This window comes from Pseudomonas sp. HPB0071 (assembly GCF_000478505.2).
Lineage (GTDB): Bacteria > Pseudomonadota > Gammaproteobacteria > Pseudomonadales > Pseudomonadaceae > Chryseomonas > Chryseomonas luteola.
The window spans coordinates 1,836,640-1,850,419 of record NZ_KI517367.1 but is presented as its reverse complement, the minus strand read 5'-3'; the positions used below and the strand labels follow the sequence as shown (position 1 = coordinate 1,850,419).

General features: G+C 58.4%; 10 protein-coding genes. 5 read left to right on the top strand and 5 right to left on the bottom strand.

Annotated elements, in window-relative coordinates; translation table 11 throughout:
* Positions 1-14: 14 nt before the first annotated feature.
* The 3 genes from tssB to HMPREF1487_RS08745 all read right to left on the bottom strand — a co-directional run bounded on the left by tssB (position 15) and on the right by HMPREF1487_RS08745 (position 2,873).
* Positions 15-521 (bottom strand): type VI secretion system contractile sheath small subunit, encoded by a 507-nt coding sequence (tssB, locus tag HMPREF1487_RS08755; protein WP_010796271.1) that lies wholly within the window; start codon positions 519-521, stop codon positions 15-17.
* 35 nt (positions 522-556) lie between these two features.
* Positions 557-2,119, bottom strand: coding sequence for a type VI secretion system protein TssA (tssA, locus tag HMPREF1487_RS08750; RefSeq protein ID WP_010796270.1), 1,563 nt, complete (start codon positions 2,117-2,119; stop codon positions 557-559).
* A gap of 355 nt (positions 2,120-2,474) precedes the next feature.
* Positions 2,475-2,873, bottom strand: a complete 399-nt coding sequence (locus HMPREF1487_RS08745; RefSeq protein WP_037030601.1) for an acyl-CoA thioesterase — start codon at positions 2,871-2,873, stop codon at positions 2,475-2,477.
* Positions 2,874-3,412: 539 nt separating this feature from the next.
* On the opposite strand from HMPREF1487_RS08745, the gene HMPREF1487_RS08740 reads away from it, so the two are divergent.
* On the top strand, positions 3,413-4,723 hold the full coding sequence (locus tag HMPREF1487_RS08740) for an MFS transporter (protein ID WP_010796267.1): 1,311 nt from the start codon (positions 3,413-3,415) through the stop codon (positions 4,721-4,723).
* Positions 4,724-4,747: 24 nt separating this feature from the next.
* Here the strand turns inward: HMPREF1487_RS08740 and HMPREF1487_RS08735 are convergent, their stop codons facing one another.
* Both HMPREF1487_RS08735 and HMPREF1487_RS08730 read right to left on the bottom strand, forming a co-directional pair.
* Positions 4,748-5,926 (bottom strand): M20 aminoacylase family protein, encoded by a 1,179-nt coding sequence (locus tag HMPREF1487_RS08735; RefSeq protein ID WP_010796266.1) that lies wholly within the window; start codon positions 5,924-5,926, stop codon positions 4,748-4,750.
* A gap of 30 nt (positions 5,927-5,956) precedes the next feature.
* Positions 5,957-7,264: an MFS transporter gene (locus tag HMPREF1487_RS08730; protein ID WP_010796265.1), complete on the bottom strand. Its 1,308-nt coding sequence runs from the start codon at positions 7,262-7,264 to the stop codon at positions 5,957-5,959.
* A gap of 299 nt (positions 7,265-7,563) precedes the next feature.
* Between HMPREF1487_RS08730 and HMPREF1487_RS08725 the strand changes: the two genes are divergently transcribed.
* From HMPREF1487_RS08725 to pstB, 4 genes are all read left to right on the top strand, one after another.
* Positions 7,564-8,535, top strand: coding sequence for a phosphate ABC transporter substrate-binding protein PstS (locus HMPREF1487_RS08725; protein ID WP_010796264.1), 972 nt, complete (start codon positions 7,564-7,566; stop codon positions 8,533-8,535).
* Positions 8,536-8,663: 128 nt separating this feature from the next.
* Positions 8,664-10,919, top strand: coding sequence for an ABC transporter permease subunit (locus tag HMPREF1487_RS08720; RefSeq protein WP_010796263.1), 2,256 nt, complete (start codon positions 8,664-8,666; stop codon positions 10,917-10,919).
* Between the two features lie 60 nt (positions 10,920-10,979).
* The gene (gene pstA / locus HMPREF1487_RS08715; RefSeq protein ID WP_037030599.1) at positions 10,980-12,650 is read left to right on the top strand and encodes a phosphate ABC transporter permease PstA; all 1,671 of its coding nucleotides are present in this window, start codon (positions 10,980-10,982) and stop codon (positions 12,648-12,650) included.
* 74 nt (positions 12,651-12,724) lie between these two features.
* Entirely contained in the window at positions 12,725-13,546 is an 822-nt protein-coding gene (gene pstB / locus HMPREF1487_RS08710) for a phosphate ABC transporter ATP-binding protein PstB (protein WP_037030598.1), read from the top strand.
* Positions 13,547-13,780: the final 234 nt, after the last annotated feature.

Below are 13,780 nucleotides of genomic sequence, written 5' to 3'. Positions count from 1 at the left end.
TCCTTGTCCTTGGTTCAAGCGTCCTGGTCGGCTTTGGCGGCCAAACCGAGTTCGCCCAGTACGCGTTCGCGGGAGTCATCGTCCGCCAGTACGCTTTCGATAGCCTTGCGGAAAGCAGGGGCGTTACCCAGCGGGCCTTTCAGTGCGACGAGGGCATCACGCAGTTCCATCAGTTTCTTCAGCTCCGGCACCTGATCCACGATGTTGGCAGGGTTGAAGTCCTTCATCGTATTGATGTTCAGGCTGACGCTCAGCTCTTCACCTTGCGCATCATCCTGCAGGCGGTTCGGTACGCTCAGGTTCAGCGCCAGTTCCTGTTTGCCCAGGACTTCATCGAAGTTGTTCTTGTCGATGCTGATCGGCTTGCGATCCTCGACCTTGCGATCGTCTGCGCGCTGGGTAAAGTCGCCCAGAACCATTAGCTTCAGAGGCAGTTCCTGTTCTTCCTGAACATTGCCAGTGGCGGGTTTGAAGGTGACGTTGATGCGTTCCTTGGGGGCTACCGAGCCTTCTTTGGCCATGGCATTTCTCCTTTCTGTGTGAAGGCCGTGCGGCCTCAATCAAGTACCACTTCGAGATCGATGTGGCACAACCTGCGGTAAAGCTCGTCCTTGTAGTCTCGTAGTCCAGGGTTCTGAGGCAGCAGTTCGCAGCACTGATAGAGCAGCTGCAAAACCTCCAGGGCGAGTTCGGGTTCCCAGTCGGCCAGACCGCTGCGTTGCAGGGTCTCGTCGAGTGTTTGCAATTGGGTCTTGGCCAGGTCGTATTTCTTGGCCTGGAAGCAGAGGCGGGCGAGGGTGAGTTGCCAGAAAAATCGCTCACGGCCGCCTTGTGCGGTGGTCATGCCCTGCTTGAGTGTCTGAACCGCCTGCTTGAGGCCATCCTTTCGCAGGGTAGGCAGCAGTGCAGCCAGTGCTTCGTCCCAGGCGGGACGATTATTGCCACTATTCGAAGCCGCCTCGCGTGGCGCGCTGGGAGCCTGGGTATGTGGGATGACATGGGCGCTGATCCAGGCGCGTGTTTCGGCATCGGCAAAGGGCTGACCGTCATGGAAGCGCAGCTCCACGATGCCAGGTACGCGGGCCAGAAAGAGGGCGAAGGGCATTTCGACTTCCCTCAGGGAGGCTTCAGCGCCTAGTGCCTGCAGGCATTCCCAGGCCAGGCGTTGCCCATCGAACCAGAAGGGTGCACGTGCCAGGCTGGCCTCCAGATCCACCAGCAATTCAGCATACTGACCTTGCTCGAAACGCTCCTTATAGGAGGCGATCTTGTCGGTGGGAAGTCCACGAAGCGCCGTGATCTGTTCGGCGTTGTGCTCGGGTACGCTGTCGATGCCCAGCCACAGCAGGGCACGATTCAGACGTAGCGGACGAATGTCCGTCGCCTTTTGCCGGGTCCACCAAGTGCACAGGAGACGAGCGCTGTCCTGCTGGGCGCGAAGGGCCTTATGGGCATCCTTGTCGTTTTCGATCGGCCCGGTTGGCACGTTGGATGAAGACGAAGCCAGCGTGGGTGCAACCGAAGGGGCGTTGGATGCTGTCGTTGGGGTCGCCGTCTGACCGGCACGCTTTACCTGATCGTCTACCCGCCGGCACAGCGGCAGTAACAAGGGAGCCTCTTCGCCTAGATGTGTGGACAGGCAGGCATCCAGTGCCTTCAGGTGCTCTATCAGTTGCTGGAACAGCGGGAGCTGTTCGGAGGTTGGCGCGCAGTCCGACAGTACAGGCTCCAGACGCGTCAGCAGCCAGCCCAGGGCCGCACCGCGCGTACGTACCTTGCGTGGATGTAGCGCATCCCAATGCTGGGTGCACAGGGCATGAAGCAAGGCGATACCTGCCTGCAAGCCAGTGAAGCGCTCGCGCTGATACAAGGCCCAGACCAGCCAGGCGGCTACACGCAGGTCTTTGGATTGGGTACGCAGCAGTGATTCGCTGCCGTCACAAATCATCTGCCAATCGATCTGGCCGCTTTGATGAAGGGAAGAGGCTTTGGCTAGCTCGGCTTCGAGCTGTTCATACTCGCTGGAATATCGCGCGTCCTCGCCGCCGAAGTTGCCCGCTTCGATGGGCTGTTCGGCCAGGGCCAGATAATGCGTAGCGAGTGAACTGGAGAACGTCATTCCGTGACCTTGCTGAAGCATCCATTGCTTTAGGGGGAGCGATAGTGAGCGGCCATCCAGGCCAATCGTCCCCACGAAATTCTGTGCAATTCATTGCACAGCTCAATGTGCAGCAAATTGCGCACATGAGTAATGGTGCGCATCCTAAAGAGCGAAGCCCTCTAGAACAAGGCGGCAAATGTGACCGTTTGAACATTTAGAAGAATTGATGACCCAGCGGTATTTGTTACCGAAACGAACGGTTACCTGTGGCAACCGTTGCGTCTAGAGTGGGCAATTTGCTACCAAGCGTGACGTGCTTTGCATAGGGCGCTTAACAAAAAGCACCCTTGGCTGCCCGCTTTTTTCGCAGAATCTAGCGGCGAGGAACGGAGCGGGTACGGCCGCTGCCGTCGATGGCGACAAAAACGAAGGCGGCTTCGGTCACCTTGCTCCATTCGTTGGAGAGAGGATCATCGCTCCAAACTTCAACCATCATGCGAATCGAACTACGACCTACTTCCAGCGCCTGGGTATAGAAAGAAAGCTGCGCACCCACCGGAACCGGGACGAGAAATGCCATGCGGTCGATGGCAACCGTGGCGACGCGACCCTGAGCGATTCGACTGGCCATGGACGTGCCGGCCAGGTCCATCTGGGCGACGAGCCAGCCGCCATAGATATCGCCAAACCCGTTCGTTTCGCGTGGGAGTGCGGTGATCTGCATGGCCAGATCGCCTTGAGGTATTGGATCTTCTTGTTCGAGTTCTTCAATCATGCGCGGGGCGCCCCTGGAGCCCTTTTCAATTTTGATGGCTGGGAGACCTTTTAAAGCAAGAATATGGCCAACCTGACCGGGCGTGTCGAATGTCGTCTGATCCTGGGCAGTATATAGACTGTGCCGGTCAGGTACGACAGGGTGTTGACAGTTTAAATAAATTCGCCGAACGGCTTGGGCGTCGGTATTTGAATTTGATATCGTGCAGGTTTGCACATGACAGACCCGACCGGGCCGTGTCATGGCTACACAGGTGATGGTTTGCGTTCAACCGGTTCGGGCCAGGTTCGCAATGTTGTCCACAAGATGACGGAGCGAACGTATCACGGCCCAGTGCTCACACGGCTTTTCATTTCCCTGGTTCTCGCTCTTGTATTAATGTCTCGTCTCCGCCTTGTGCGGATTTACGGTCTCCCTGCTTAACTAGGGGAGACGTTCACCGGTGTAGCTCGAACCTGTGTGCGGGAAAACCCTGCTTGTCCAGGTTCCACGGTCTAGCGCGAACGTGTGCATATAATTCTAACGAGACTTGAGCCATGAGACCGCAATCCCATTCCGCCTTGCCCGAATCACGCCCGTTAGGGCGCAGTGACTATAAGACCCTTTCCCTGTCCGCCTTGGGTGGCGCGCTCGAATTTTACGACTTCGTGATCTTCGTGTTTTTCGCCGCCGTAGTAAGCAAGTTGTTCTTTCCTGCCGAGATGCCCGAGTGGCTGCGCCAGATCCAGACCTTCGGCATCTTTGCCGCGGGCTATCTGGCACGTCCGCTGGGGGGCGTGATCATGGCCCACTTTGGCGATCTCTTAGGACGCAAGAAGATGTTTACGCTCAGCATCTTCATGATGGCACTGCCCACGCTGGGTATGGGCCTGATGCCAACATACGCCCAGATCGGCATTGCTGCACCGCTGCTACTATTGCTGTTGCGCATCATCCAGGGGGCTGCCATTGGCGGTGAGGTGCCGGGTGCGTGGGTATTCGTGGCCGAGCATGTCCCGAATCGTCATGTGGGCTATGCCTGCGGTACGCTGACGGCCGGGTTGACCTTTGGCATCCTGCTCGGCTCGCTGATGGCGACGCTGATCAATACCGTATTTACGCCCGTTGAAGTGCACGATTATGCGTGGCGTTTTCCTTTCTTGATCGGTGGCGTATTCGGATTATTCTCGGTGTATTTACGCCGTTGGCTGCATGAGACCCCGGTCTTCGCTGAGCTTCAGCTACGCAAGTCGCTGGCCAGTGAAGTGCCGCTCAAGGCGGTCCTGCGTGATCACCGGGGAGCCGTTGTCGTATCCATGCTGCTGACCTGGATGCTGACCGCCGGTATCGTGGTCGTTATTCTCATGACGCCCACGCTGTTGCAGACTCAATATGGCTTCTCTGCCGCGGTAGCGCTCAGAGCCAATAGCCTGGCAATCGTGTTCCTGACCGTGGGTTGCATCATATCGGGCTCGCTGTCCGACCGCTTTGGCAGCGGACGGATCTTTTTGATCGGCGGTGCGCTCCTGGGAATCATATCCTGGACGATGTACGCCAGCCTCAAGACGCATCCGGAATGGCTGTTCCCGCTGTATGCGCTGGCAGGCTTGTCAGTTGGGGTGATCGGGAGCGTGCCGCGTGTCATGGTACTGGCGTTCCCGGCCGAGGTACGTTTCTCGGGCCTGTCGTTCTCCTATAACCTAGCCTATGCCATCTTTGGCGGCCTGACGCCGATGATCGTGACGCTGATGCTCAAGCAGCATCCGTTGGGGCCGGCCTATTACGTGGTCGGCCTAGCCATTCTGGGCATGCTGGTGGGCGCCTGGCTGCTTAGCCAGGAGCGCCGTGTCGTACCGGTTGCGGCCTGATCCTTCGCGTACTCGAACGCTGCCTCAGACGAGGTAGCGTTCGGCAAGCTTGGCCCAGTAGCGTGCCCCAATGGGCAGCAGGGCGTCATTGAAGTCGTAGGCGGGGTTGTGCAGGCTGGCGCTGTTGCCATTGCCAATGAACAGATAACACCCCGGACACCGCTCAAGCATATAGGCGAAATCCTCGCTGGCGCTGATAGGCGCAAAATTCGGCACAATGGACTGGCTGCCAAAACACTCTTCTGCCACTGATCGTGCAAACGCAGTTTCCTGGGTATGGTTGACCAGTACCGGATAGCCGCGACGGTAATCCAGCTGGGCAGTCGCGCCAAAGCTTTCCGCTTGGGCCTGGGTAACCGCGCGGATACGCTGCTCCAGCTGATCACGCACGCTGTTGCTGAAGGCGCGAATCGTCAGCTTCATGTCTACCGCATCGGGAATGACGTTATTGGCATGGCCGCCATGAATACTTCCTATGCTGATGACTGCTGTTTCCAGCGGATCGATATTGCGCGACACGATGCTTTGCAACGCCATGATTGTCGATGCACTGGCGACAACAGGGTCGACGGCCTTGTGCGGTACGGCGCCATGACCACCCTGGCCGACAATACGCAGGTCGGCAGTATCGGCGGAGGCCATGGCCGGTCCTTCTACAAAGCAGAAGTGGCCGGCCGGTACACCCGGCATGTTATGGAAGCCAAACACGGCATCGCAGGGAAAGAGGTCGAATAAGCCGTCTTCGATCATCCGCAATGCGCCGCCAAGTCCTTCCTCGGCCGGTTGAAAAATCAAATGAAGGGTGCCGTCAAAAGCGCGTGTCTCAGCCAGATAGCGGGCCGCTGTCAGCAGGGTTGTGGTGTGACCGTCATGCCCGCAGGCGTGCATCCGGCCGGCATTGGCACTGGCATAGGGCAGACCGGTGGCCTCTACAATGGGCAGGGCGTCCATGTCTGCGCGGATGCCAAGTCGCTTGCTGCCCGAGCCGACCCTGAGCGTGCCAACCACGCCGGTGCCGCCCAGCCCCCGATGGACTTCATACCCCCAGGCGCTGAGCGAGGCGGCTACCAGGTCGCTGGTGCGACGCTCCTCATAGCCCAGCTCAGGATGCTGGTGGATATCCCGCCGGAGGTTGACCATGTCGGGTAGAAAGTCTTCGATTCTCAAGGCAGCGTCGTCACGAAGAAGTGTATCGATAGGCATTTGGATTCCTCTTGTTGGCGCATGGCGAGATCAGTCGAGGTGGCGCTCCTGGAAGGCCAGTAGGCCGGCCAGACCGATGCATAGCATGCTGATCAGGTACCAGGCAGGTGCCAGTGGAGCTTGTGTGACTTGCAGCAGCCAGGTCACGATGAACTGTGCCGTGCCACCGAACAGGGTGACGCCGATGGCATAGGTCATGGCAAGACCGGTCGCCCGGACCGGGCGGGGCAGGGACTCGCTGATAAGCAGTAGACCGGCCGTCATGTTCATGCCAAGAGCGGCAACGACGATCAGGCGGCACAGTAGAGCCAGCCCCTGTGTATCGGATGAGTCCAGCCAGGCAAAGGCAGGGTAGATAGCCAGAATGGCAACCACCAGGGCGACAGCAGCCAGACGTTTGTGGTGGCCGAAGCGGTCGGCCGCCAGCCCTGCGAACAGGGCGGATATCATCAGGACAGCACTGCTGGCGGTACCCATCCAGTAGGCCGTTGTGGCTGAAAGGTGCGAGACCCGGGTGGTGTACGTCGGCATGTAGAACAGGATGATGTAGGTCATCAGCGTGGCCGACATGATGATCAAAAGGCCCAGCAGGAACCCTCGGGTATGGCTACGCAGAAAAGCCATGACCGGGGCGGCTTCTGGCTTGTCAGCGCTTTGTGGCTGGTAGGTTTCATCAACGTGGGCTCGGATGTAGAGGCCAACCGGAATAATCAGTAGACCGATCAGAAAGGGTACGCGCCAACCCCAGCTATGCAGCGCCTCTTCGCTGAGCGAGCCGTGCAGGATCGCAGCCAGCATGGCGCCCAATAGGGAGCTGCCGCCCTGGCTGATGACTTGCCAACTGACATAAAAGCCGCGCCGACCCCGGCTGGCTGATTCCAATAGTAACGCGGTGGCTGCCCCAATCTCGCCACCGGCTGAGAAGCCTTGTAACAGACGCCCCACCACTAGAAGCAGGGGTGCGAAAATCCCGATCTGGGCATGGGTAGGCGTCAAGGCGATAAACAGGCTGCCCAATCCCATGAGCAGAATGGTCAGCAGCATGGCCGCCTTGCGTCCGGCACGGTCGGCATAGGCACCCAGGACCATGCTGCCCAGGGGGCGCATCACAAAGCCAACGCCAAAGACAGCAACGGCCATGAGCAGCGAACCGTAGGGTGTATCCGAGGGAAAGTACAACTGGCCGATCAGACTGGCGAAAAAACTGAAGACGGTAAAATCGAACATCTCCAGCCCGTTACCCAGGCTGGCAGCAGCGATCAGTTTGGCGCGGGGGAGTGGGGCGGCGACTGCCGATGGCGTAACGGAGGTGGCGTGCGAAGGAAGCGCATGAGCCATGGGGTATCTCCTTGGACGGCCAGAGGTCGATAGCTAGGCAAGCAAGGTTCGCGCCGGAGGGTGTCAACACGCTGAAAGTGGCCTGATCGGCTAGAAACTGAGGGAAGAATCTGTGCTGTACAGGCGCCTGAGCGCAGCAGGCAGGCGCTACGATGGTGCACTGTGCACCTAATAGGATGGACGCGACGGCCCATGGGCTTGGGTGGCGTCACAATATGTTCATATTTTGGTCATATAGTGGCTCAATGCCCACTTATCGCTAATGGGCGCCACCCAATCATTCTTGCAAGGAATGTGGTATGAGATTCAAAAGGCTGATGGCCGCCATGACGTTTGCCGCTGTGGGACTCAGCGCAACGACTGCTGTAGCGGCCATCGACCCGGCGCTTCCGGATTACCAGAAGGCCAGTGGGGTATCGGGTAACCTGTCCAGTGTCGGTTCGGATACTCTCGCGAACCTTATGACTCTGTGGGCCGAGACCTACAAGCGCAATTATCCCAGTGTAAACATTCAAGTGCAGGCGGCCGGTTCCTCGACGGCCCCTCCAGCCCTGACCGAGGGTACTTCCAACCTGGGACCAATGAGTCGCAGGATGAAGGATTCTGAGGTTCAGGCGTTCGAGCAGAAATATGGCTACCGACCGACTGCGGTCCCGGTGGCAGTGGATGCGCTGGCGCTGTTTGTCCACAAAGACAACCCCATCAAGGGGCTGACTATCGAACAGGTGGATGCCATCTTTTCATCCACACTACTTTGCGGTGGCAAACAGGACATCAGAACCTGGGGTGACCTGGGCATGACGGGCGAGTGGGCCAACCGGCCTATTCAGTTGTTTGGCCGAAATTCGGTATCCGGCACGTACGGATATTTCAAGGAAGAAGCGCTGTGCAAGGGCGACTTCAAGCCAAACGTGAATGAGCAGCCGGGCTCCGCTTCGGTCGTGCAATCCATTAGCCAGTCGCTCAACGGCGTCGGTTATTCCGGTATCGGGTACAAGACATCCAGCGTGCGAACCGTACCGTTGGCTAAAAAAGGATCGGATAAGTATGTGGAAGACACTGAGCAGAATGCCCTGAATGGTAGTTATCCACTGTCCCGCTTCCTTTATATCTATGTGAACAAGGCACCCAACAAGCCCCTAAGTCCGATGGAGAGCGAGTTCCTGAAGATGGTGCTGTCCAAGGCAGGGCAAGAGGCAGTCGTGAAGGACGGTTATATTCCGATTCCAGCCAAGGTTGCCGAAAAAGCCAGGAAAGATCTGGGCTTCTGAGCCCGGCTTCTTTTACAGTTGCCCGCCCGTGTTCTGCACGGGTGGGCATTGGCGTGTCTTATTACTGTCATCTGATTGTCATATCTCGTCTTTAGGCTCTGCGCGACGAAGGACCAGGCTTCCTATTCATGAACCAAACCCGATCCCCTGCACGCATCGATTTCGATACGCCTGCGATGCGTCGCAAGCGCCGCTGGCGAGCCAGCATGGATCGTTTCACGCGGTGGTACGTGCTGGTCGGTGGGTTGGCCGTGCTGGCGGCGATCACTCTGATCTTCTTCTACCTGGCCTATGTGGTCCTGCCGCTCTTCAAAGGGGCTACGCTGACAGCCGAGGCCGTACAGACACCTGCCTGGCTACAACAGGCCGGAGCGCCACTTGTACTTAGCGTGGAGGAACAGAACGAAGTCGGCATGCAGGTCACCCCGGCGGGCGATCTGGTCTTTTTCAGGGTCAAGGATGGTACGGAGCTGAGTCGGCAGGCTTTGCCAATTCCCTCGGGTACCCAGGTGGTTTCGGTTGCCCAGGACTTGGTTAAGCCGGTGCTGGCACTAGGGCTCTCCAATGGGCGGGCACTGCTGGTCCGACACATCTATAAGTCGACTTATCCTGAAAACAAGCGGGTCATCGTGCCTCAGGTCGATTATCCCTACGGGCCGGCACCGGTCGTGGTCGATCCTGAGGGGCGCGCCCTGGAGCATCTGAGCCTGACGGCAGGCGAAGGCGAGTTGACCCTGGCCGCGTCCAATGCATCCGAACTATTGGTGTTCAAGCTGACCCGTACGGAAGACATGCTGACGGGCGAAACCACCCTTGAGCAGCAGCGAATCGACTTGCCTCGCCTCTCACAAACGGTGCAGGCGTTGCATCTGGACCCTCGGGGTCAATGGCTGTATGTGATTAATGGGCGCTCGGCAGCAGATGTTTTTGATCTGCGCGACCGCACCCTTAATGGTCATTACAGACTGATCGATGATGCGCATAACCAGGTTACCGTGACGGCGCAGTTGCTTGGCGGGATTTCGCTGCTCGTAGGCGATGCCAAGGGAGGTATCAGCCAATGGTTCATGGCACGTGGCAAGGACGGCGAACCCCAGCTTCAGCACATTCGCACTTTCCATCTCAAGGACGCGCCGATCACGCAGATCGTGGCCGAGCAGCGGCGCAAGGGATTCATCGCACTGGATGAAAAGGGCAACCTGGGCGTTTTCCACAGCACCGCCGGGCGTACGGTGCTGGCCGAGAAGATCGCTGACGGCAACGGCCGGCTGGCGCTCTCGCCGCGGGCCAACCATGTCCTGCTTGAGCGTGACAGCCAGCTCATGAATTTCGCGCTGGACAATCCACACCCGGAAATTTCCTGGTCAGCCCTGTGGGGCAAGGTCTGGTACGAAAACTACGAAAAGCCGTCCTATGTCTGGCAATCCACCTCGGCAAGCAATGACTTCGAGCCCAAGCTGAGCTTGGCACCACTGACCTTTGGTACGCTCAAGGCCGCGTTCTACGCCATGCTGCTGGCGGCCCCGCTGGCTATTGCTGCCGCGGTCTACACCGCGTATTTCATGGCGCCGCGCATGCGCCGCAAGGTCAAGCCGGTCATTGAACTGATGGAAGCGCTGCCTACCGTAATTCTGGGCTTTTTCGCCGGTCTGTTCCTGGCTCCTTATGTAGAGGGCCATCTGCCGGGAATTTTCAGCCTGATCCTGCTGGTACCGATCGGCATTGTCCTGGCAGGGCTTGTGTGGTCGCGTCTGCCTGAATCCATTCGCTTTCGCCTGCCCGACGGCTGGGAAAGCCTGCTGCTTATTCCTGTGGTGCTGCTTACAGGCTGGTTTGCGCTGAGCATGAGCCCTCATCTGGAAACCTGGTGGTTCAATGGTGATATGCGTTTGTGGCTGCATGAGCACCACATTACCTATGACCAGCGCAACGCCTTGATCGTAGGCCTGGCGATGGGGTTTGCCATCATCCCGAATATCTTTTCCATTGCCGAAGACGCCATTTTCAGCGTGCCGCGCAGCTTGACTTACGGTTCGCTGGCGCTGGGCGCAACGCCGTGGCAGACCCTGACCCGGGTCGTGATCCTGACGGCCAGCCCAGGCATTTTCTCAGCCTTGATGATCGGTCTGGGGCGTGCCGTGGGCGAGACCATGATCGTACTGATGGCTACCGGTAACACCCCCATCATGGATGCCAATATCTTCGAAGGTATGCGGACCCTGGCGGCCAACGTGGCGGTGGAAATGCCGGAGTCGGAGGTTGGCGGCACGCATTACCGCGTATTGTTCCTGGCGGCACTGGTGCTGCTTTCCTTCACCTTCGTGATGAACACGCTGGCGGAAATGATCCGTCATCGACTGCGTAAGAAATATGCCTCGTTGTAAGCGCTGCCCTGGCGGCTGTAGCACCCTGGAAGGGGCTGGAACTGATAAGTGAAGAACTCCGTGAAGCAGGACTCCCTGAAGCAGTGGTTCAAAAGCGGTGCGCCGGGCATCTGGTTGAGCGGGGGCGCCGTGGCCATTGCTGTGATCATGACCATTGGTTTGATCGCCATCATCGCCGTACGCGGTCTGGCCCATTTCTGGCCGTCTGATGTGATCGAGGCGCGTTATGCCGTACCCGGCGAGACGCCCCGCATGATCATGGGTGAGGTTGTCCAAACCGAAGAGGTACCTCGGGAGCGACTCAAGAGCGCCGGACTGCCTGTCGAGGCGGAAGGATCGACCCTCATGACCCGGGAGCTCGTCAAGCTGGGCAACCGGGAGCTGTACGGCAGTGATTTCGTCTGGGTCGTAGGTGATTGGCTTCAGGAACAGAAATCCCCTAAGGATGCTATTGCGCTGGAGCGCCGCGAATGGGGCAACTTCTACGGTTATCTGGTCAACGTCAAGGAGGCGGGCAGGGTCGTTGCGGAAGGGGATGCGGCTCTGCCGGCGATGCGTGAACGTCTCAAGCGCATCGATTCGCTGGCCAGCCGGATCAGCCGTATCGAGAAGGTCGAGATTGGTGGTGTCAACCACAATATCGAGCGTCTCCGGCTCCAGATGCGTAGCCTTGAGCTGGACGATCGGCTTGACGCGGCTGCCCAGGCGGATCTGGCTGCCGAGCGCAGCGAGCTGGATGCCCGCTACCATGACCTCGAGACACAGCTGAACGCATTGCGCCAGGAGTTCGAACGCGACAGCCTCACGGTGCGGGATGCCTCCGGGCAGGAAACCGAGATTCGCCTGGGTAACGTCGTCCACGCCTACCAGCCCAACGCCATGAGCAGCCTTCAGAAGCTGGGCTTCTATTTCGCCAAATTATGGGAGTTTCTGTCTTCCGATCCACGCGAGGCCAATACCGAAGGCGGGGTGTTCCCAGCTATTTTCGGAACGGTGATGATGACCTTGATCATGGCTGTGATCGTGACGCCCTTTGGGGTGATTGCTGCTGTGTATCTACGCGAATATGCCAAGCAGGGACTGATGACGCGCCTGATCCGTATTGCCGTCAACAACCTCGCCGGTGTTCCAGCCATCGTCTATGGCGTATTTGGGTTGGGTTTTTTTGTCTACGTGCTGGGCGGTTCGATTGATCAACTGTTCTTTCGCGCGTCGCTGCCGGCTCCGACCTTTGGGACACCCGGCCTGCTGTGGGCCTCCCTGACCCTGGCTATTCTGGCTGTACCGGTGGTGATCGTAGCGACCGAGGAAGGACTGGCCCGAATTCCAAGAAGCGTACGCGAAGGGTCGTTGGCGCTGGGTGCGACTCAGGCTGAAACCCTGTGGCGCGTCGTGCTGCCGATGGCCAGCCCGGCCATGATGACAGGGCTGATCCTGGCGATTGCGCGCGCAGCGGGCGAAGTGGCGCCGCTGATGCTGGTGGGCGTGGTAAAGCTTGCGCCAACACTGTCCGTGAATCTGAATTACCCCTATCTGCATCTGGATCAAAAGATCATGCACCTGGGCTTTCATATCTTCGATGTCGGCTTTCAGAGCCCGAACGTCGAAGCGGCCCGGCCGCTGGTTTATGCCACGGCGTTGCTGTTGGTCCTGGTGATTGCTGCGCTCAATCTCTCGGCGGTGGCGATCCGTAATCGCCTGCGGGAGAAGTATCGGGCGATGGACAACTAAACGAATCCGGGCGCTCGGCATACCGTGGCGCCCCAACGCGGCCGAGAGGCCCAATGGAGTCATCCATGCGTGAAATGCAACGGCCGAGGTTTGGGCTCAATGTTGGTAGGCGTGAGCGGCAAGGGCTTGACCCGGCGGCCGAGCCCGTGGCCCTGGAAGTACCCGGTCTGAACCTGTTCTATGGACAGAAGCAGGCGCTGTTCGACATCAACCTGAACATTCCCAAACAGCGTGTCACATCTTTTATCGGGCCTTCGGGCTGCGGCAAGTCCACGCTGCTGCGTTGTTTCAACCGGATGAACGATCTGGTCGATGGCTGCCGGATCAATGGCGAGATTCGCCTGGACGGACAGAATATCTTTGCCAAGGGGACCGACGTGGCCGAGCTGCGGCGCCGGGTCGGCATGGTATTCCAGAAGCCCAACCCGTTTCCCAAAAGCATCTATGAAAATGTGGTTTATGGCCTGCGCATTCAGGGCATCAAGAAAAAGCGCATGCTTGACGAGGCCGTGGAGTGGGCGCTCAAGGGGGCTGCACTCTGGGAGGAGGTCAAGGATCGCCTGCATGAGTCGGCACTGGGCCTCTCCGGCGGGCAGCAGCAGCGTCTGGTGATTGCCCGAACCATCGCTGTGCAGCCGGAAGTGCTGCTACTCGACGAACCCAGCTCCGCCCTGGATCCGATCTCCTCGCTCAAGATCGAGGAGCTGATCTATGAGCTGAAGACGCGATACACCATTGTCATCGTGACGCACAACATGCAGCAGGCCGCTCGTGTATCCGATTACACGGCTTTCATGTATATGGGCAAGCTAATCGAGTATGGCGATACCGACACCGTGTTCACCAACCCGACCAAGAAACAGACCGAAGATTACATTACAGGGCGTTACGGGTAATGAAACCGTCACACTCTATAGCCTACCTTATGTCTATTTAACTATCGGGTTTCCCACTGAAAGGTGTTGCTGACCAGGAAGTCAATCACTGCCGCTATACCCAAGCGCGTTTTTGCCGATAACCCAATCGGGCGCTGCGCATGGCTTCAGGTGGTGTTACCGCTCAGCATCTTTTCAGAAAGGAATCTAAATAAACCGGGCAGTCTGACGATACAGTGGCAATCACAGCTTTAT